At 49.7% G+C, this 21,526-nt stretch carries 15 protein-coding genes; 14 read left to right on the top strand and 1 reads right to left on the bottom strand.

What is annotated here, in order from left to right; genetic code table 11:
• The first annotated feature begins 278 nt into the window (after positions 1-278).
• From ectA to BZG73_RS13770, 9 genes are all read left to right on the top strand, one after another.
• On the top strand, positions 279-836 hold the full coding sequence (gene ectA, locus BZG73_RS13810; protein WP_077668604.1) for a diaminobutyrate acetyltransferase: 558 nt from the start codon (positions 279-281) through the stop codon (positions 834-836).
• An 11-nt stretch (positions 837-847) separates the two neighbouring features.
• On the top strand, positions 848-2,125 hold the full coding sequence (gene ectB, locus BZG73_RS13805) for a diaminobutyrate--2-oxoglutarate transaminase (protein WP_077666906.1): 1,278 nt from the start codon (positions 848-850) through the stop codon (positions 2,123-2,125).
• Between the two features lie 50 nt (positions 2,126-2,175).
• Entirely contained in the window at positions 2,176-2,565 is a 390-nt protein-coding gene (locus BZG73_RS13800; protein ID WP_046075984.1) for an ectoine synthase, read from the top strand.
• 77 nt (positions 2,566-2,642) lie between these two features.
• Positions 2,643-4,070 carry an aspartate kinase gene (locus BZG73_RS13795; protein ID WP_046075985.1) on the top strand — a complete coding sequence of 476 codons (1,428 nt, stop codon included), beginning with the start codon at positions 2,643-2,645 and terminating at the stop codon, positions 4,068-4,070.
• A gap of 182 nt (positions 4,071-4,252) precedes the next feature.
• Positions 4,253-4,885, top strand: coding sequence for a LysE family translocator (locus tag BZG73_RS13790; RefSeq protein WP_046075986.1), 633 nt, complete (start codon positions 4,253-4,255; stop codon positions 4,883-4,885).
• Between the two features lie 158 nt (positions 4,886-5,043).
• Entirely contained in the window at positions 5,044-6,306 is a 1,263-nt protein-coding gene (locus BZG73_RS13785) for a GGDEF domain-containing protein (protein WP_052708153.1), read from the top strand.
• Positions 6,307-6,338: 32 nt separating this feature from the next.
• Positions 6,339-7,868 (top strand): bifunctional GNAT family N-acetyltransferase/carbon-nitrogen hydrolase family protein, encoded by a 1,530-nt coding sequence (locus BZG73_RS13780; protein ID WP_077668603.1) that lies wholly within the window; start codon positions 6,339-6,341, stop codon positions 7,866-7,868.
• Positions 7,869-8,013: 145 nt separating this feature from the next.
• Positions 8,014-10,242 (top strand): methyl-accepting chemotaxis protein, encoded by a 2,229-nt coding sequence (locus BZG73_RS13775; protein ID WP_077668602.1) that lies wholly within the window; start codon positions 8,014-8,016, stop codon positions 10,240-10,242.
• A 134-nt stretch (positions 10,243-10,376) separates the two neighbouring features.
• Positions 10,377-11,096 (top strand): YebC/PmpR family DNA-binding transcriptional regulator, encoded by a 720-nt coding sequence (locus tag BZG73_RS13770; protein ID WP_046075989.1) that lies wholly within the window; start codon positions 10,377-10,379, stop codon positions 11,094-11,096.
• A 34-nt stretch (positions 11,097-11,130) separates the two neighbouring features.
• On the opposite strand, the gene BZG73_RS13765 is transcribed toward BZG73_RS13770, so the two are convergent.
• Positions 11,131-11,766, bottom strand: a complete 636-nt coding sequence (locus BZG73_RS13765; RefSeq protein WP_077668601.1) for a TetR/AcrR family transcriptional regulator — start codon at positions 11,764-11,766, stop codon at positions 11,131-11,133.
• A 1,023-nt stretch (positions 11,767-12,789) separates the two neighbouring features.
• Here BZG73_RS13765 and BZG73_RS13755 point away from each other — a divergent pair.
• The 5 genes from BZG73_RS13755 to BZG73_RS16280 all read left to right on the top strand — a co-directional run.
• On the top strand, positions 12,790-13,290 hold the full coding sequence (locus BZG73_RS13755) for a hypothetical protein (RefSeq protein WP_046075991.1): 501 nt from the start codon (positions 12,790-12,792) through the stop codon (positions 13,288-13,290).
• Positions 13,291-13,409: 119 nt separating this feature from the next.
• Positions 13,410-14,261 carry a lipase family protein gene (locus BZG73_RS13750; protein ID WP_077668599.1) on the top strand — a complete coding sequence of 284 codons (852 nt, stop codon included), beginning with the start codon at positions 13,410-13,412 and terminating at the stop codon, positions 14,259-14,261.
• A gap of 187 nt (positions 14,262-14,448) precedes the next feature.
• Positions 14,449-16,320: a PhoX family protein gene (locus BZG73_RS13745; protein ID WP_369795718.1), complete on the top strand. Its 1,872-nt coding sequence runs from the start codon at positions 14,449-14,451 to the stop codon at positions 16,318-16,320.
• A 227-nt stretch (positions 16,321-16,547) separates the two neighbouring features.
• A complete protein-coding gene (locus BZG73_RS13740) occupies positions 16,548-20,942 on the top strand; it encodes a VCBS domain-containing protein (protein WP_077668597.1) in 4,395 nt (1,464 codons plus the stop codon).
• Positions 20,933-21,526 (top strand): VCBS domain-containing protein (locus BZG73_RS16280; RefSeq protein ID WP_201247911.1); only part of this gene is annotated, 594 nt, incomplete at its 3' end. The genes BZG73_RS13740 and BZG73_RS16280, both read left to right, overlap by 10 nt.

Genomic DNA, 21,526 nt, shown 5'->3' with positions numbered 1-21,526 from the left:
ACGTGAGAGTGTACCTACATTGTCTTCCAAGACGGCCTTTCTAGGGCCGTCAGGCATACCTTCCGCCCATCCCCTCGATGTGGGAACCTGCCCACACCTTTAGGCCAGTAAATGTTACTCCTCAAAACACTTACTTTCACAAAAAATTTAACAATAAATAAATTCATATATTTCATAAACTTAATTATAGATGACAAGTCCAACAGTAAAATCTGGGGTTGATAAACCAAATTCATCGCCTATTATATAAAACGAATTCGTTAGAGCACAAAACAATTATGTGGCGATCAAAAACGACAGACACGGCAGTACTTGAATCCGAGGTACGTGACCGTAAACAGACCCAGACCAACACGAAGTTTGTGTTTCGTAAGCCAGCCATCAAGGATGGCGGCAACATCTATCGATTAATCACGCAGTGCCCACCGTTGGATGTGAACTCCGCTTATTGCAACTTCCTACAGGCGACACACTTTAAAGAGACCTGTGTCGTTGCAGAGCGAGAGGGTGATGTACAAGGCTTTATCTCGGGCTACATTCGCCCTGAGCAGCCAGACACGTTTTTTGTCTGGCAGGTTGCAGTGTCACCCAAAGCACGTGGTGAAGGGCTTGCCCTCTCGATGATCGAAGCGCTGATGGCACGTAAAGTCTCAAGCAATATTCGCTTCATCGAAACCACAATCACAGAAGACAACGCCGGATCTTGGGCGCTGTTTAAAAAGGTAGACCGCCTCTACGGTACAGGTGGTCAGCGCTCCGTGTTCCTCGACGAACAGGAGCATTTCAACGGTGAACATGACACCGAATACCTTTTCCGAATTCCACTCAAAAAATAACAGGATGAGTTATGGATATCTTTAAATCGCAGGAGTCAAATGTTCAATGTTACGCCAACAACTTCCCCGTTGTGTTTGAAAGCGCTAAGGGTTGCTGGATCACGGGCGTAGACGGCAAGCGCTACCTCGATTTTCTTGCTGGCGCCGGCTCGCTCAACTACGGGCATAACAACCCAACGTTGAAAAAAGCACTGATCGAGTACATCGAGAAAGATGGCATTACACACGGCCTGGATATGTACACAGGTGCAAAAGCACGCTTTCTCGAAGTATTTAAAGAGCACATCTTGGCACCGCGTGAGTTGGACTATAAGTTCCAATTCACTGGTCCAACAGGCACCAACGCAGTTGAAGCGGCAATGAAGCTTGCTCGTAAAGTAACAGGCCGCGCAAATATTGTGTCTTTCACCAACGGCTTCCACGGCTGTACATATGGTGCATTGGCAGTGACGGGTAATCATCATCACCGCGGTGGTGGCGGCATCCCTGTCAACAACGCTGTGACACGTCTTCCGTATGATGGCTATGCAGACGTTGATGGTTTAACTTTGTTCGAAACCATGCTTAATGACGCATCAAGTGGTCTAACAGGCGGTGATAAACCTGCTGCCGTGCTTCTTGAAGTCGTCCAAGGCGAAGGTGGCCTAAACGCAGCCTCTAATGAGTGGTTGCAGCGCCTGCAAGACATTTGTAAGGCACACGATATCTTGATGATCGTAGATGACATCCAGGCTGGTTGTGGCCGTACGGGTACGTTCTTCAGCTTTGAGCCGTCAGGCATTAAGCCCGATATTGTGACGCTGTCCAAATCAATTGGTGGTTATGGCCTGCCAATGGCTGTGGTCCTACTAAAACCTGAGCTGGATCAATGGGCACCGGGTGAGCACAACGGTACATTCCGTGGTAACAACCACGCGTTTGTGACTGCCGCGGAAGCGATTGACACATACTGGCGTGATGATCAATTCCAAACGCATATTCAAGAACGTGCCGATCAATTGAACAAAGTGTTGCAAGAGATGCTTAACAAGCACGGTGATCTTTTTGAGACCATCAAAGGCCGCGGTTTGATGCAAGGCATTGCGTGCCAAAATGGTGATATTTCAGATGAGATCTCCAGCCTGTGTTTTGACAATGGCATGATTATCGAGACCGCGGGTCCAGATGATGAAGTCATCAAATTCTTCTCGCCACTGACAGTCAGTGAAGCAGAGATGGAAAAAGGCCTGCAGATCTTCGTTAAGTCTGTTGAGCAGTATAAAAAACAGAAGCTCAAGAAAGCATCGTAATCGCGAAGACGGCGATCCCCGCTTAACGAAGAGACGTTGAAGGAATAAACATGATTGTTCGTACATTAGAAGAATGCCAGAAAACTGAACGCCGTGTGGTGGCTGAAAACTGGGAAAGCGTACGCATGCTGCTACGCGATGATAATATGGGATTTTCTTTCCATATTACCACCATCTATGCCAACACTGACACGCACATTCACTACCAGAACCACTTAGAGTCTGTGTATTGCATGTCAGGTGAAGGTGAAATTGAAACCACGGATGACGGCAAGGTTTATCCTATTAAACCTGGCACACTGTATATCCTAGACAAACATGACGAACACCAGCTTCGTGCTAACAAAGGTGTTGATATGGTCATGGCCTGTGTGTTCAACCCACCTATTACTGGGCAGGAAACGCACGATGAGAACGGTGTTTATCCATTAGTCGATTAACCGTCATGGGGCAGCCGGATGCTGCCCCTGTAAACCCAATCGACTCCCTAATTCATAAAAGCCCACAAGGAGCTCACATGAATCATACCGTTGAAAAGATCGGCGGTACGTCGATGTCAGCCTACGACGCTGTCATGGATAATATCTTTTTGTACCCGTCAAACCCGTACAACCGCATTTTTGTCGTTTCTGCTTACGCTGGCATCACGGATGCACTGCTGGAATGTAAGCGTTCGGGTAAGCCCGGCATTTATCGCCTTCTCGCGGCAAATAACCCTAAATGGCGTGATGCGATGGACGAGTTAGAGCAACGTATGCTGCTCATTAACAGCAATATGTTCCCCGATCCTGTATACCGTGAGCGTGCTGATAACTTTATCCGCCAACGCATGGAAAAAGCACATAGCTGTATCGAAGGTATACTCGAAACCTGTAACTATGGGCAGTTTTCTCTGGAAAGCTATCTACCACAAATTCGTGAGTTCCTCTCCTCTATCGGCGAGGCGCACAGTGCGCACAACTCAACGCTACTGCTCGAAAGTGTGGGAATTAACTCACGATTTGTTGACCTCTCTGGTTGGGATAACCCCGATGAAGGCAAAGGCGACCTCAACACGGTGATCGCCAATGCTATGGAAGACATTGACTTCAGTACTGAGCTGCCCATCGTTACCGGCTACGTCTATTGTGATGAAGGTCTGATGAAGACCTATGACCGTGGTTACAGTGAAATGACATTCAGCCGGATTGCCGTGTTAACCAAAGCAAGTAGCGCGGTGATCCACAAAGAATATCACCTAAGCAGTGCCGACCCTCGCATTGTAGGTCCAGAGCGTGTACAGCCAATGGGCCTCAGTAACTACGATGTGGCTGACCAGCTTGCTAACTTAGGGATGGAAGCCATCCACCCGAATGCAGCCTCTGGTATGCGCGCTGTGGGTATCGAATTGGTCGTGAAAAACACCTTCGAGCCTGAGCACGCGGGTACGGTGATCTCTCACAAATATCGTCCAAAAGACAAAGAGATCGAGATCATCGCCGGTCGAGATAAGGTGCTAGCTCTCCACATCTTTGACCAATCAATGGTTGGGCATGTTGATCAGGTCAGCTATGACGTGATGGAAATCATTCGCGAAGAGAACGTGCAGCTCATCAGTAAAGAGATGAATGCCAACTCAATTACCTACTACTTAGACGGCAAGACAGCCAGTCAAGATAAGGTGATTAATCGTGTTGAGAAGCTCTACCCGAAAGCGAAGATCACGGGTGAAATGGTCGCACTGATTTCTGTCATTGGTAGTCGTATCGACTCAAACCAAACCATGAGCAAGGGTATGCTGGCGTTGCTTGACGCAGAAATAAACCCTAAAGCAGCTCACTCGTCGATGCGCGATGTGGACGTGCAATACGTAGTACTTGATAAGTTCTACCACGCGTCGATCTGCGCCCTACACGCTTGTTTTATCGAAGAGCCTACGCCTAAGCCAACCATTCGGGCCGCTTAAGACCCTGGTGCATATGACAAGCGAAAAACCATACCCCCTTACCTAAGGGGGTTTTTTAGTTTTATAAGCTAGCCTAAACCCCTTCCTTGCGATTAAAAACCAACTTAATCACTTATCAATGTTGATAAAGTCTAACTAAAAGGTAAAATTCCGCACTTTATCTTGATAGCTGTAGTGCCTTTATGATCGACCCCAATATGCTCCCCGTTTATTTAACCGCGGTTGTCGCACTTTTGCTGGTGCCCGGACCGGATATGTTGCTAATCGTGAGCGCAAGTCTCAGCTATGGCAGACGGGTTGGTATGGCCGCAAGTTTGGGTAATGCAACGTCAGGATTGATCCTTACCGTGTTAGCCGCAACCGGCGTATCGGCCATGATTGCGATGTCGCCAACGGCCTTAACCATTCTGCAATACGTGGGGGCAGCGTATTTACTCAAAATGAGTGTCGATACGTGGCGCGCCCGTCCAACAGACAGCGCCGAGCTCGCGCATCATCAAGGCATGGGCAAATACCTCTATAAACGCGCGGTCATGACCAACCTATTGAACCCAAAGGCGTTACTGTTTTTTGTGTTGTTTTTACCGCAGTTTATCTCGCATCAAATTCAAGCCTCGTCCAGCACGCAATTACTAACGCTTGGTCTTCTCCTCAACCTATTAGGGCTCGCGTTTAATCTGCTTTTAGTGGCAATAGTCGGCAAGCTTGGCAGTGCAATGCTCACCAATACCCGTGTCCAAATGTATCAGCATAAAATCATGGCATTGGTTTTTGCGGCACTCGCAGTCTGGCTTTTTACCCAACAGTCGTTGTAATCCATCCACTTAGCTGGGTAAAAAACCGACGAACCAGACGTTGAGCGATAAAAAGTCAGACAGTTGTCTGATATATTATACCGCTGTCAGTCGTATAACTGACTTTGGTTCGTTGGTGGCGTCTAACGCCCTTGCCTTTATCGGATGGATTCGGTCACGTGTTTAATCTTCACCTTCCCACACTGACTCTGGCTTACATCAGTGTGTTCTGGCTACTCACCATTGGCGTTTTGTTGATTGGGTGGCAGTTTAATCAGCACAAAGATATCAAGCTTTGGGGACTGGCTTGTCTGCTGATCTCAACGGGCACGTCGGTGTATAACATTGGCAATGTCACCGAAACGTCGGGGCTCGTCTGGATTGGCACCACAGCCGCGATCTGCTCTCATATTCTGGTGTGGTTAGGCACGCAATCCTTCGTGGGCACGTCCTCGTCGTGGCGGACGGCTTCGCTGGCAGCACTCTTGGGTGTAGGGGTTTATACACTGATTCTTGCCAATCATATTCCGCTTGCGCTCCGTATTACTTGGTACTGTGCGTTCTACGTGGCAATGCACCTTGCGGTTTTAAAACTCATTGTTGAGAGTCCAGAGAGAAAGCGGATAGGTTTTACTCTCTATGCATCCGTGCTCTTCCTCTTACTGATACTTTATGGACTTCGTGCCTACTTCGCCTTTGACACACCGATGGAAAACACCGGCCTATCTCAACGTTATATCGCCGTGTATTACTTGATCTTAATGGCCGAGTTCGTCAAGTTTATGACCTTCATTTACCTTTGTTTTGAGCGACTGGAGTACACACTTTGTCAACTTGCACTCCGTGACACTCTGACACAGCTTCCGAATCGACGCGCCTTTATGACGCAATCCGCACAGTGTCTCCTTTCTAACCAGCCGAATGCCCTTATCCTTGCTGATTTGGATAACTTCAAAAGTATTAATGATGTATATGGTCACCTTGCTGGCGATCAGGTATTGGTCGCTTTCAGCCAACACTTAGAACGGATCACCCAACAAGAAGGGGCGTTTTGCGCCAGAACGGGAGGTGAAGAATTTATTTTGCTACTCAGTGGCCAGTCTGTGCGTCGCGTACAAGAAATAGCGCTACAGCTGAAACGACAAATCGAGGCATGCCAGGTGACGACCGAACATGGCCATCACATCCAGTTTACGGTGAGTATCGGCGTCGGCATCAAGCGCCAAATGCAATATGTTGCGATGAACCAGTTATTTGAGTGCGCAGATACGGCTTTATATGAAGCCAAGGCCCGCGGGCGAAACCGTGTAGAATTTGCGTTAACTGAACATCGTGATGCGCCCTCCAGTGTGTCACCAACATCCAACCAATCGCCCATCAGCCAAGAAACTGATAATCCTTCTCTGCCTAAACGTTATCTCGAGCGTCAATCTTTGTCATAATAGGCGTTCAGCCCGTAATAGGAGAACGTGTAATGGATGAGAACACCGCCACGCTACTGAATCTGCGTGTCATTGAAGTCAGCGACTATCAACCCTTAGCAGAGTTGATGGATCTCGTCTTCCCGGATGTCGGCGGTGCTTGGCCTAAGAGCACGATCATGCAACTGGTCACCGCTTTCCCGGATGGCCAGATATGCATTGAAGATAATGGAAAAATCGTCGCCGCCGCGTTAACGCTAAAAGTATCCTACAACCGCTTTTCACTTCCGCATACCTATGCCGACATTATCACGGATGACGGTGTGGTATTCCACGACTCAAAAGGGGATGCACTGTATGGCCTCGACGTGTTTGTACACCCTGATTATCGTGGCCATCGCCTTGGCCGTCGACTTTACGAAGCGAGAAAAGATCTGTGTCAGGCGCTGAACCTAAAAGCGATCCTCGCCGGCGGCCGTATACCTGGTTATCACAAACACAATGATGTTTCGGTGACGGATTATATTAATAAAGTCAGAAGAAAAGAGATTCACGACCCGATCCTTTCTTTCCAGCTATCTAATGACTTTGATGTTAAGCGTTTGATGAATCGCTATTTGCCCGAAGACGATAAGTCGGCGGGCTATGCCACACTGTTGGAGTGGGATAACTTCTTCTATGAAGAAGATGCATCCTCCGTGCATGATATTGAAAAAACCATCGTCCGCCTCGGGGTCGTGCAATGGCAGATGCGTCATGTGCTCTCAGTGGATGATCTTTTGAATCAGGCCGAATTCTTTGTCTCATCCTTAGCCAACTACCAGTCAGATTTCGCGCTCTTTCCCGAGTTTTTCTGTGCACCATTGATGGGGCTTGCACCTGATAAGCGCTCCGTCGAGGCAATTCGCTTTCTCAGTGAATTTACCCAGGCGATTAAGCAACGTTTTTCGCAATTGGCCGTCACCTACAACATCAATATTATCGCTGGCAGTATGCCCGTGTTGGAAAATAGCAAACTGTATAACGTCTCCTATTTAATGCACCGCGACGGTAGCATTGATGAGCAATACAAAATCCATATTACGCCTCACGAACAACGTGACTGGGTGATCGATGGCGGGGATACGGTCAAAGTCATTGAAACCGATGCGGGCCGGGTTGGTATTCTCACCTGCTATGACGCCGAGTTTCCTGAATTGGGGCGTATTCTTGCTGAGCAAGGTGTACAGATCCTATTCGTGCCCTTTTGGACCGATACCAAGAACGGTTATTTACGCGTGCGCCTTTGTGCCCAAGCACGAGCGATTGAAAACGAGTGTTATGTCGCGATCGGCGGCAGCGTGGGCAACCTTCCTCGGGTAGATAATGTGGACATCCAGTACGCTGAGTCTGCGGTATTTTCACCCTCGGATGTCTATTTTCCGCACGATGCGACACTCGCGGAAGCCAATGCCAATACCGAGATGATGATTTTTGCAGACGTCGATTTAGACAAGCTCAAAATGCTGCATGAACGAGGTTCGGTAACGAATTTGAAACACCGCAGGCCCAAGCTCTATGCCAGCCATTTAAGCCAAGAGTAGCCTTAATACAGCCCTGCCGAATGCGGGGCTTTTATTCGTAAGCAGGAGACAAAAAGACTAGATTTCCATGCACTCTTGCCAAAAGCTTCTATCCTTACTCAACAGACTGCTTGTTTTTTAGCCAATGTGGCGTTGAGGTGAGATCATGAAGCTCAAATATAAAATGCTAGTCAGCTTACTGGGTGTGGGTTGCCTCCCCGCGTTAATCATTAGCTTGCTTTCTCTTCATACCGCCTCGTCGTCACTCGAGCATCAAACGTTTAGTCAGCTTGAAGCGTTGAGAGAGGTAAAAAAATCAGCGGTCACACGCTATTTCCAAACCGATGAAGGGCAGATAATTACCACCGCGGAAACCCCTTCCGTGTCCAACGCCATGGCCAGCATGATTGATGCCATGGACACACTTCCTTCTCGTACCGCCCAAACACGTTCACAACTGACCAGCTATTATCAGCGTCACCTCATTGACCCACTTGATGAGATCAGCACAGAATCACTCCCCAAGGCGAGAGATTTGGTGAACAACCTAACGCCACAAGTAGTGGCGCTACAACAAGCCTACTTAGTCGACAACCTTTATCCCATGGGAGAAAAAGGCGCATACCAAACCAGTGGCCAATTACCTCAGTACGATCAAGCTCACCAAGCCATCCATCCCTATCTACGTGATGTTCAGGAAAAGTTTGGCTACTACGACATCTTTATGATCGAAGCAAGCCAAGGACACATCCTTTACTCCGCCTCCAAAGAACTTGATTTCGGCACGTCGCTAACAACAGGTCTGTTTAATACCTCTGGCCTGGCCGACGCTTTCCGTCAAGCGAAAACCTTAGCGGATGGCGATACCGTGATTATTGACTTTTCGCCCTACACAGCCTCGAACAACGCGCCGGCAGGGTTTATGGCATCGCCGATTTATCACAACGGTAGCGTGATTGGCGTGCTCGCCTATCAATTCCCGATAGATAAGCTCAGTGCCATTATGGCAGAGCGAGATGGACTGGGAAACACAGGCGAAACCTATCTCGTTGGCCCTGATAACTTGATGCGATCAGACTCCTTCTTAGATGCCGAGCATCGATCGGTCTTCGCCTCATTTATGCACCCCGCACAAGGTCGCGTTGAGACGCTTGCCGTTGAGCGTGCGATGCAAGGCGAAACAGGCATTGATGTCATTAACGATTACAACGGTAACCCCGTGCTCTCTGCCTACGCACCGCTAACCGTCAGTGGACTCAGCTGGGCAATCATTGCGGAAATGGACGTCAAAGAGGCGTTTGCAGCACTCAACGAACTACAAGGACTCATCGTCACCGTGTTGGTAATTGCGGTGGCCATGATCGCAGTCACTGCCATTCTGTTAACACGTTCGATTACCCGCCCGATAGGTGGCGAACCGGCTGAGATGGCCAAGATAGTACAAACGATTGCCGACGGCGATCTAAGAGTAAGCTTTGACGCTAGCCCTAAAGCAACAGGGATCTACCGCTCCATGCGTGCGATGGCAACAAACCTCACGACCATGGTGTGTGACATTATTGGTGCCACTAACCAGCAAGCTGCTGCCGCTGAGCAGCTGTCCTCGTCAAGTGTGCAAACGCTCACTAATTTTGAAGCGCAAAACGCACGAACAGAACAAGTGGCGGCAGCAATGGAAGAGATGACGGCGACTGCCAATCAAACTTCCTCCAGCTCCGCCTCGACAGCGGATGCCACCGAAAAGGCGCGTTCACTTATCCATAGCGGAGACCAACAAGTGACCGAATCTGTCGATGCGATGCAAGGTCTTGTCACGCGTCTCAATCACGCCAAAGAAAAAACCGATGCGCTCGGGCAAAGCGCTGAGGATATCTCCAGCATATTGCAAACTATTGGCCAAATTGCAGATCAAACCAACTTGTTAGCATTGAACGCTGCCATTGAAGCGGCACGCGCGGGTGAGCAGGGTCGCGGCTTTGCGGTCGTCGCCGACGAGGTGCGAACGCTGTCACAAAGCACGCAACAAGCCACTAGCGAAATCACACAGCTAATTGAAAATCTTCAACACAATTCTAACACCACGACGCAGGCTATCTCAGAGAGTGCGACGACCGCCAATTATGTGTCGGAACGCGCAGAAGCAAGCTTATCATCGCTCAAACAAGCGGTGAACGCCGTGGACGAAATTGCAGACATGGCGATGCAAATGGCCAGTGCCTCAGAAGAGCAGTCTCTCGTGGCAACTGAAATCAATCAGAACTTAGAAGACATTAACACCATGACCGGTGAAAACCGTCAAGCCATGGACCAAATCACGCAAGCCACACACAACCTCAGCGAACTCTCTCATACACTAAAAGGTCACACACAAAAATTTCAGTGCCAACAAGCCTAATTAAGCGGCATACCGTGCTCTGAGTACTAATCGCACTGACTTTGTTCAAGGTCAGTGCATTTACTGGTGCAAAGGATCACTCTCTTGGTAGAATCAACCCGTTTCTGCGTAAGCGTTATTAAGAGAGATTCCGAATGGGACGAAGTTTTGAAGTTCGTAAAGCGTCAATGGCGAAAACCCAGGGCGCGAAAATTAAGGTTTATTCAAAGTACGGTAAAGAGATTTACGTATGTGCTAAAAATGGCGGCTCCGATCCTGAGAGCAATCTATCACTGCGTCGTTTGATTGAGAAAGCGAAAAAAGATCAGGTTCCAGGTCATGTGATCGACAAAGCGCTTGATAAAGCCAATGGCACAGGTGGCGAAAACTATGAAGTGGCGCGTTATGAAGGCTTTGGGCCTGGCAGCTGCGCGGTGATTGTTGATTGCTTAACGGATAATAACAGCCGTACTTATATGGACGTACGCCAGTGCTTTGTGAAAAACGATGCGAAAATTGGCACGCCCGGTGCGGTGTCTCATATGTTTGAGCACCAAGCTGTTTTCCAGTTTAAAGGAGATGATGAGGAAGGCACGCTTGAAGCCTTGGTCATGGCTGATGTGGATGTGTCAGACATCGAAGCAGACGAGGGTATCATTACAATTTTTGCCCCTCACACAGAGTTTTTCAAAGTGAAAAATGCGCTAAGTGACTATCTTGGCGACACGCCGATTGATCTTGAAGAGATCACCTTTGTGCCTCAAATCGACACTCAGGTCAGCGGCGAGGATGTTGAACGTTTTGAAAAGTTCCTCGATATGCTTAACGACTGCGACGACGTCCAAAATGTCTACCACAACGCAGAGCTAATCTAAGCACAATAACTAAGCGCCATGTCATCATGGCGCCTTATCGCTCACCCAGTTGCGTGAGTAGCATTTGCGAAAATAACGCCCAGTTTTGACGAAATCTATCATCCCCCTGCAGTACATAACTTTGCAAACCAGCACCAAGGAAAAAGGCATCCACGACACGAATTGCCGTATCAATCTGATGCTGCGGAATCTTCCCCTGATAAAAATACTCAATCGCACGCGTGTATTCCGTTAAACCATGTTGAGAAAAGCGCTGAATAGCCACCCTAAACTGTTCATCAAATAAGGCTTGGGTTGTAAAGCTATACATCGCTTTCATCGCATAAGGCTCACATTGCATGGTGAGGTACAAGGTATCCCCTGTCACTTCGAGATAACTCTCAAAATCATCAAAATTTGCAKGCTCGGCCACGGCAAGAAACATAGAGATTAATTCATCAACCGCTGCATATTTGACGGCATCAAGATTGTCAAAATGATGATACAGCGCCCCTTTGCTGATTCCGGCTTTCTTCCCTAGTTTTGTCGCCGTTAATGCAGCAAGCCCCTCATTTCCAACGATTTCTAGCGTTGTCGAAAGAATGTGTTGGCGCATAGCACGCGACGCAATTTCGTTTTTGTTCATCGTTTTTTGATCAAAAGTGAAAGTCCAGATGAAAAAATAAAACATACCGAATGTTCATTCAAATTTTTTCGGGCAAAATGTGACCGATAACCGAATGATTTCTCAACACGGAAGCGTCGGAAGAAAAAAGAGGATGAAAGTGGGTGTTGTAAAATAACAGAACAAGGCTCAAAGACAGGTTCAAACGCAATGGCTACAATGAATAGAGGCAGAACTGATAAGAGGTTAAGTAAGTGATGAAAAGAGTGTGGGCGTTGCTGTTAACACTAGCGGTTGCATGGCCGGTGAGCGCTAAGACCACGTATGTGGTTGGCGTACAGAGTTTTTCACAGTATTACCCGTATTCAGCCTACTCTAACCGTAACTATTCTGGCTTTAACCGAGAGCTGTTGGATATGTTTGCCAATGAATACCACTACCGTTTCGTCTACAAAGCGCTTCCCCTAAGACGCCTTTACCACCGCTTTGTCGAGGGCGCTGTCGATCTGAAATATCCAGACAGTCCAGATTGGAGCCCAGACATTAAAAAAAAGGTCAGTGTGACATACAGTGATCCTGTGGTGAGCTACACGGATGGCGTCATGGTTATTGACCAATACTATGGCCGGCCTTTGGATGAATTCCGTTTTCTCGGTGTGGTAGCCGGATTCACTCCCCACCCTTATCAATCACGTATCAGCGCCGGAAAAATACGTGTCGATGAAAGCTATCAATATGATTCGCTGTTAATGAAGGTAATCAGTGGTCGCGTTGATGGCGGCTACGCCAATATTGACGTCGCACAGTTTTATCTTGACCAAATGGGCCTCAAAAAAGGCTCGGTAAAGTTTGATGATACCCTCCCACATGTGAAAGGAACTCGTCACCTTTCRACAATTCACTATCCAAAACTGATTAAAGAATTTAACCAATTTTTAGCCGATAAYMAWGCCAAGRTYACTGARCTRAAAGCRCGTTATGGGCTTGAGTRATKRAGGTTTATTKCTTCATTTCAATCCACAGTGCTGTATACTCGACACGCCATTTCAGGCAGGATGATGCGGTTGAATCAGAGAGAGAAGAGTTGCTTTGCGTAATCAGCTTATCAGTTTAGATTTGTTTTATGCCATTGAGCACCTTATGCCCGGGAAGCGCACTGCCGCGTTATTCCGTCGGTCAATTAAACACCTCCCCGTAACCACTTTGGCGCTTACCCATTACGACTCCGCTGCAGGGCTTCAGCTCGCATTATTCCGTCATTGCCGTAACTATGTGGCTTTTACACAAGGCAAGCCCATTTCGCCTGATTTTGATTTCTCTGGTACCGCCGAGCAAATATTGGCTGCCGAATCAGTGATGAAAGCCTTTATTCGTGGCGCCTACTGGTGGGTGGAATATCATATGAGTCTGTATCGTGACGATTGGAGCCAAGAGCAGTCTCAACGTTGGTTAAAGGATTTACGTTTGCTGGTACAAGTCATTATCGGTGTCGGGAACTGTACCAATGCTGAATTTTTGATCACACACCGAGGCCCTATCCAAGCCCTGACTTACGATACACACCTCGAGCCTTTTCTCACCAATTATTAATCATCCAGGCACGCGCCGAGATCCGAGTTTGTCTATTGATTGATCATCCCACACTGCTTTCGCTATTTCGTCACGTTTATTCGCTAGCCTAGGCCCATGACGATGACACAAGGTTCACCATGAAGCGATTAAAGCGGTATCAATACGAGCGGTATGCCATTTTATGCCGCGCCTCTTATCCTACCTTTTTTAATCACACGCAATACGGCTTCAGTCCGAATGGACGACGTGATATTTACGACCGCTGGGGGCGCTGTATTATTCGTGTACTCTGGCGAGATGACGACGATGTGGTGGTGGTATTTCGCGGCTCGCAAACCTTGTGGGACTGGCTAGTAAATTGTGCCTGTGGTCCTAAGCGTATTCGCATGGCAAACACTTATTGTTACGTACACTGGGGATTTCACTACTTACTGACACAAAAAAGTTTACCCTGGCAACAGCACAAGCGTCGTTACCAAGCTATGACCACGAGCCAGTTTGCTGATGTCGCACAAGCGGCGGATATGGCTTCCTTAGACGGCGATACGGTGCTCGATAAACYCTGCTCCGCCCTCTCGCCTTTGGTTCAGGCCAACAAAAAAGTCTCTTTTATTGGTCATTCGTCAGGCGGCGCGATGGCGGTTATTGCCGCGGCGATGCTTCAACCACAAATGGGCAGTGCTATTAAACGCATCGTCACCTTTGGTCAGCCTGCCGCTGGTATGTGGCGTTTTAAGCGGCATTATCCCTTTCATACCAAAACTTATCGTATCTGTTGTGATGTCGACATCATTACCTTCTTACCCGGGATTCCTTTTCTGTATTGGCATGTCGGTCGGCTTCTATGGCTACATGAGAACAAAATCTATACCGACACGTCGTCACTGATTCGCGTGCTCAGGGTTTTATTTAGCTGGCTCGCACGCCCCATCGCGTATCATTACATGGATAAATACATCCGACGCAAAGATTACTTTGACCAACACTAATTGGCCTGTACCAACCAATACGTGATCTTGATACCAGCTTCCTTCACTGTCCCAAGACTGTCACCCAGCAGTCACCCCGTTTTCATATTGCCTCGCCACACTTTCGACCGGCTTTGCGATGCACTTTTTGGCGCATCGCTATCACCTAAATCATAAATACGATAACGAACAGAAAGGAATAATTGTCGTGAGCAAGCATATTGACCAACGTCCGCTGGACGCAGAACCCGAATTCAATCGCTTTATTGATGCCGCCGTAAGTCGTCGCCGCTTTTTACAAGGCGCGGGCGCCGCTAGTACGGTCGCTTTTTTTGCCGCTAACCCTGTTGCCAAAGCAGTGGCTGGCAGCATGAGCAAAAGTGAACTGATAGGCTTTGACGCAATCCCAACCTCAACCGCTGATACAGTCAAGGTACCTGCTGGCTATAAGGCAGACGTACTGGTGTCTTGGGGCGATCCTATCTTTACTAATGCGCCTGCTTTTTCCCAACAAAACAATGCCGATGCGCAAGCTCAGCAGTTTGGCGACAACAACGATGGCATGACATTTTTCCCGCTCGCCAATGATCGCGCCCTGCTCGCGGTCAATAACGAGTATATCAACGATGAGTATTTGTTTACGCACGGTGGAGAAAACATCTCAGCCGATGATGCGCGCAAATCGCAAGCGGCGCATGGCGTCTCTTTGGTTGAACTCAAAAAAGTCGATGGTCGCTGGACAATCAATCCGCAAGGTCGCTTAAACCGTCGTATTACCGCTTATACAGAAATGGCAATGACAGGTCCCGCCGCCGGCCATTCACTGCTCAAAACCGCGGCTGATCCGTCGGGTAAAATGATCCTCGGCACTTTTAACAATTGTGCCAACGGCGAAACGCCTTGGGGCACCTATCTGACCTGTGAAGAAAACTTTAATGGCTATTTTGCTAGCGAAAAAACCGTCACCTTGGGCAAAACCTATCAGCGCTATGGCATCAGCGATACCGATTGGGGATACGATTGGTACAAGCACGACGAGCGCTTTGATGTCGCCAAGCACCCCAATGAGCCCCACCGCTTCGGCTGGGTGGTCGAAATTGACCCTATGGACCCCAATTCAACCCCGAAAAAGCGCAGTGCACTGGGTCGCTTTAAGCACGAAAATGCCGCGCTAACGGTCAATGATGATGGGCATGTTGTCGTGTATATGGGCGATGATGAACGTGGCGAGCACCTATATAAATTTGTCTCTGAGGGAAAATACGATCCGAGTAAAGGTAGCGCTAATCGCGATTTGCTCGAGAACGGTACCTTATATGTCGCCAAATTTACCGGCAGCGACGACGAGCTCAAAGGTCAAGGGGAGTGGTTAGAGCTCACCTTTGGTAAAAATGGCCTGACCCCAGAAAATGGCTTTCCCGACCAAGCCAGCGTGCTCATTTTTGCCCGCGAAGCCGCGACGCAAGTGGGTGCAACCACCATGGATCGTCCTGAGTGGGTCGCCGTGCACGCCGACAACAAGCATGTCTTCTGCACCCTCACCAATAACAAGTACCGTGGCGTGAAAGACAGCCAACCATTAAATGCGGCCAACCCACGCACCAAAAACCCGTATGGCCATATTATTCGCTGGGCACCGACCCAAGGCGATCATACTCAGCCTACTTTTGAGTGGGACATTTTCGTGATGGCCGGCCATCCTGAAAAGCAATCTGGATTGATGGCGGGTACCGATAACATTAATAAAGACAACATGTTTAACAGCCCAGATGGTATCGGCTTTGATCGTGCCGGTCGTCTTTGGATTCAAACCGACGGTGATTACTCCAACGAGGGAGACTTCGCTGGCATGGGCAATAACCAAATGCTGTGTGCCGACACGCAAACGGGGGAAATTCGTCGCTTCCTTACCGGGCCAACATCGTGTGAGATCACGGGACTGACCTTTACCCCCGACTCACGCACTATGTTTGTGGGTGTACAACACCCAGGCGCCCATTTCCCTGCAGGCGGTGACGCCATTCCTCGCTCTTCGGTCATCATGATCACCAAAGAAGACGGTGGCGTAATCGGTACTTAACCCTTCATCGTCCAATGCTCTAAGCCTTACTTTGTTAAAACAGCCCAGCCCTTGCCAACGCAAGGGCTTTTTCTCTCCTTACCTCTCAATTGAGTCGCTCAATTTTTATACGCCACTGCCAACTATTAACTATATTTATAAAGGGAATATGTAACGATCGTGCACCAAACTGTGTCCAGCGCGTTGATAAAGTGACGTAATTGAATATAAATCAAAACGTTGGCGTGATGCAGTTGCCGAGGAGAGCCGACAGCATGGCGACAGAGACACAAGTCACCGAGACACAAGGAACGGTTGCTGCCGTTCAACCTGATGGCCAAGTGCGTCAGATAGAGGCAAATCAAACGGTTTCGACGGGAGAGCTCGTCACCGCGGTGGGCAACGAGCCTGCCTCAGTGCGCCTTGAGAATGGTGTCGATGCCAACCTCGCCTTATCTGCCTTGCTTGTCGGCGAAGATGAAGACGATACGCTGGTACAAGATTTACCTGAGGATGTGCTTGAAATCATTGAAGCCATCCAACGCGGTGAAGATCCCAATGCAATTGAAGATGCCGCCACCGCAGCCGGTGCGGCGGCTTCAGGTTCTGCGATCACGGCCATGGCAATCATTGAAGCGAACGGCCGTATTGGCGAGATCATTGCGGGTTTCCAAACTGAGGGCATTACCAACCCCGATGGTGGCATTACCGACGAACAGCTTTTTGCTCTAACCGCACTAAGATTGGCAAGTGCTGACGCCGTATTCCCTGCCGCAGATACCAATGAAGCGCCGAGCGCCGAATCGCTCACCTTCAGTACCGACGAAGATCAAACCCTGGTGCTGACGCCCAATCAAATACTGCAGCAAATCAACGATCCAGACGGCGATACCCTCACCATTGTTTCCATCAACAGTGGCAATCCAGATGTCGAAATCGACGAAGATGAGTCTGGTAATATCGTCATCACACCACCGCCCAATTTCAATGGCGATCTTGATCTCACAGTCATTGTTTCCGATGGCCAAGCAGAAATCCCGTCCGATATCACGGTCACCGTTAATCCCGTCAACGATGCTCCGACGCTGCAATTTTCTGCCATATCGGTCACTGAGGATGCGGTCGCGGCCGGCGATACCGTCGGCACTGTAACGGCGACGGATATAGAAGACGATGTCCTCACCCTATCGTTGACTGACGGTGGACAAAACTATGTCGAGTTGCAGGGTAATAATGTTGTTCTCACTCAGGCAGGCGTAGATGCAATCAATAACGATGCACTAGATATCGCCTCGCTGACATTTACAATCACCGCCTCAGACGGCGAAGCGAGCACCTCTCAAACCTTCACCTCAGCAGTGGAACGTATTGACGATCCCGCATCCATCACAGGTGATACCTCAGGCACCCTCTCGGAGGGAGAAATCGATGGCTCTGACGGAAGTTTGATAGCCAGAGATTCCGTTTCCGGAACCTTGTCAATTTCCGACCCCGACGATAACCCAACGTGGATCGATAGCACGCAATCCGGCCAGTATGGTGAGCTCGTCTTCACCAATGGCAACTGGACATACACCGCAGACAGCGATGCGGTGCAGTCTCTTAGCGAGGGCGATGCGGTTTCAGATAATTTCACTGTGACCGCGTCAGACGGCAGCAGCCAAGTGATCGCGATAACTATCACAGGCACAAATGATGACCCTGTAATTAGCGGCCAAACCCTTGGCGACGTGGTCGAAGACGGCATTTTAGAAGCGACAGGATCTCTCAGTATTTCGGATGCAGATGGTAACAATGCGCCAAGCTTTTCCGATAGCAATGTGTCGGGTCAGTATGGTGAGTTATCACTGGTGAATGGCTCCTGGACTTATACGCTCGACAATAACAGTAGCATTGTCCAAGGTTTAGACGCCGGCGATCAGGTGACCGACACCATCACCCTCACCGCAAGCGATAACACACAACAAGATATTGTCATCACCATTACGGGGACGGATGACGCACCTGAAGTCACTGGAAGCTTTACCGGCTCAGTGACCGAAGGTGACGTGGGCGATGCCCCTGTCACTGCCACGGGCACCATCGCGATCAGTGATGTCGATAGTGACGACGCGCCAACCTTTGCCGACGTCACACAGGCAGGTACCTATGGCTCACTCGACCTGGTGAACGGCAGCTGGACTTACACGCTTGATCAATCTGCCGTGCAGAACTTGGATGCCGGTGATGAGGTGACAGACACCATCACCCTCACCGCAAGCGATAACACACAACAAGATATCGTCATCACCATTACGGGGACGGATGACGCACCTGAAGTCACTGGAAGCTTTACCGGCTCAGTGACCGAAGGTGACGTGGGCGATACCGCAGTAACTGCCACCGGCACCATTGCGATCAGTGATGTCGATGGCGATGACAATCCGACGTTTGCCGACGTCACACAGGCAGGCACTTACGGCTCGTTGGAACTAGTAGATAGCGCTTGGACCTATACCCTCGATCAGTCTGCCGTGCAGGATTTAGATGCCGGCGATCAAGTCACTGATACCGTCACCCTCACGGCAAGCGATAACACACAGCAAGATATTGTCATCACGATTACGGGGACAGAGGATGCCCCTGAAGTAAGTGGTGAGTTTGTTGGCTCAGTGACCGAAGGTGACGTGGGCGATACCGCAGCAACTGCCACCGGTACCATTGCGATCAGTGATGTGGATGGCGACGACAATCCGACGTTTGCCGACGTCACGCAGGCAGGCACTTACGGCTCGTTGGAGCTAGTAGACGGTGATTGGACGTATACGCTTGATCAAGACAGCGTGCAGGATTTAGATGCTGGCGATCAAGTGACGGACACCATTACTCTCACCGCCTCTGATGGCACCCAGCAAGCTATTGTTATCACCATTACGGGGACGGATGACGCACCTGAAGTCACTGGAAGCTTTACCGGCTCAGTGACCGAAGGTGACGTGGGCGATGCCCCTGTCACTGCCACGGGCACCATTGCGATCAGTGATGGTGATGACGGCGATAATCCGACCTTTGCCGATACCACTGAAGCGGGCACTTACGGTTCGCTAGAGCTGGTGAACGGTAATTGGACTTACACCCTCGATCAATCTGCCGTGCAGGATTTAGATGCCGGTGATCAGGTGACGGATACCATTACCCTGACAGCCTCTGATGGCACTGAACAAGCCATTGTCATCACTATTACTGGTAGCGAGGATGCCCCAGAAGTGACCGGTAGCTTTGTCGGTTCCGTGACCGAGGGCAATGTGGGCGATGCGCCTGTCACTGCCACCGGTACCATTGAGATCACTGATATCGACGGTGACGATGCACCCACCTTCGCCGATACCACAGAGACCGGCACTTACGGTTCGCTCGAGCTGGTGAACGGCAACTGGACTTACACCCTTGATCAATCTGCGGTGCAGCATTTAGATGCCGGCGATCAAGTCACCGATACCATTACCCTCACTGCGAGCGATAACACGCAACAAGATATTGTTATCACTATTACTGGTAGCGAGGATGCGCCAGAAGTCAGTGGTGAGTTTGTTGGCTCGGTCACCGAAGGTAATGAAGGTGATGCGGCGGTGACTGCCTCCGGCACCATTGCGATCAGTGATGTCGATAGTGACGACGCGCCAACCTTTGCCGATACCACAGAAACCGGGACTTACGGTTCGCTAGAGCTGGTCGGTGAGAACTGGACCTACACCCTCGATCAGTCTGCCGTGCAGGATTTAGATGCCGGTGATCAAGTGACGGACACTATCACCCTCACCGCAAGCGATAATACACAACAAGATATTGTCATCACCATTACGGGGACCGACGATGCGCCAGAAGTGAGTGGTGAGTTTGTTGGCTCAGTCACCGAAGGCAACGTGGGCGATGCCGCAGTAACTGCCACGGGCACCATTGCGATCAGTGATGTTGATGACGGCGATAATCCGACCTTTGCGAATACTACAGAAGCGGGGACTTATGGCTCGTTGGAGCTAGTAGATGGTGCTTGGACGTACACCCTCGATCAGTCTGCCGTACAGAACTTGGATGCCGGTGATGAGGTGACCGACACTATCACGCTCACCGCAAGCGATAACACACAACAAGATATCGTCATCACCATTACGGGCACCGACGACTTACCTGAAGTCACCGGTAGCTTTGTTGGCTCAGTGACCGAAGGTGACGTGGGCGATACCGCAGTAACTGCCACGGGCACCATCGCGATCAGCGATGTCGATAGTGACGATAACCCGACCTTTGCCGATACCACAGAGAGCGGCACTTACGGTTCGCTAGAGCTGGTGAACGGTAATTGGACTTACACCCTCGATCAATCTGCCGTGCAGGATTTAGATGCCGGTGATGAGGTGACAGACACTATCACCCTCACTGCAAGCGATAACACACAGCAAGATATTGTTATCACCATTACGGGGACGGATGACGCACCTGAAGTCACTGGAAGCTTTACCGGCTCAGTGACCGAAGGTGACGTGGGCGATACCGCAGTAACTGCCACGGGCACCATTACGATCAGTGATGTCGATGGCGATGACAATCCGACGTTTGCCGACGTCNCGTCACACAGGCAGGCACTTACGGCTCGTTGGAACTAGTAGATGGCGCTTGGACCTATACCCTCGATCAGTCTGCCGTGCAGGATTTAGATGCCGGCGATCAGGTGACCGACACCATCACCCTCACCGCAAGCGATAACACACAACAAGATATTGTTATCACCATTACCGGCACCGACGACTTACCTGAAGTCACCGGTAGCTTTACCGGCTCAGTGACCGAAGGTGACGTGGGCGATACCGCAGTAACTGCCACGGGCACTATTGCGATCAGTGATGTTGATGACGGCGATAATCCGACCTTTGCCGACGTCACACAGGCAGGCACTTACGGCTCGTTGGAGCTAGTAGACGGTGATTGGACGTATACGCTTGATCAAGACAGCGTGCAGGATTTAGATGCCGGTGATCAAGTGACGGACACCATCACCCTCACTGCAAGCGATAACACACAGCAAGATATTGTTATCACCATTACGGGGACGGATGACGCACCTGAAGTCACTGGAAGCTTTACCGGCTCAGTGACCGAAGGTGACGTGGGCGATACCGCAGTAACTGCCACGGGCACCATTACGATCAGTGATGTCGATGGCGATGACAATCCGACGTTTGCCGACGTC

The organism is Salinivibrio siamensis, assembly GCF_001996005.1.
Lineage (GTDB): Bacteria > Pseudomonadota > Gammaproteobacteria > Enterobacterales > Vibrionaceae > Salinivibrio > Salinivibrio siamensis.
The sequence above is the reverse complement of the archived record's forward strand: the minus strand, read 5'-3'. Positions and strand labels throughout refer to the sequence as shown.

Coding starts and splice junctions, on each gene's coding strand:
- BZG73_RS13775 (WP_077668602.1), top strand. CDS start 8,014: ATGAAGCTCAAATATAAAATGCTAGTCAGCTTACTGGGTGTGGGTTGC.
- ectA (WP_077668604.1), top strand. CDS start 279: ATGTGGCGATCAAAAACGACAGACACGGCAGTACTTGAATCCGAGGTA.
- BZG73_RS13780 (WP_077668603.1), top strand. CDS start 6,339: ATGGATGAGAACACCGCCACGCTACTGAATCTGCGTGTCATTGAAGTC.
- BZG73_RS13770 (WP_046075989.1), top strand. CDS start 10,377: ATGGGACGAAGTTTTGAAGTTCGTAAAGCGTCAATGGCGAAAACCCAG.
- BZG73_RS13795 (WP_046075985.1), top strand. CDS start 2,643: ATGAATCATACCGTTGAAAAGATCGGCGGTACGTCGATGTCAGCCTAC.
- BZG73_RS13790 (WP_046075986.1), top strand. CDS start 4,253: ATGATCGACCCCAATATGCTCCCCGTTTATTTAACCGCGGTTGTCGCA.
- BZG73_RS13800 (WP_046075984.1), top strand. CDS start 2,176: ATGATTGTTCGTACATTAGAAGAATGCCAGAAAACTGAACGCCGTGTG.
- ectB (WP_077666906.1), top strand. CDS start 848: ATGGATATCTTTAAATCGCAGGAGTCAAATGTTCAATGTTACGCCAAC.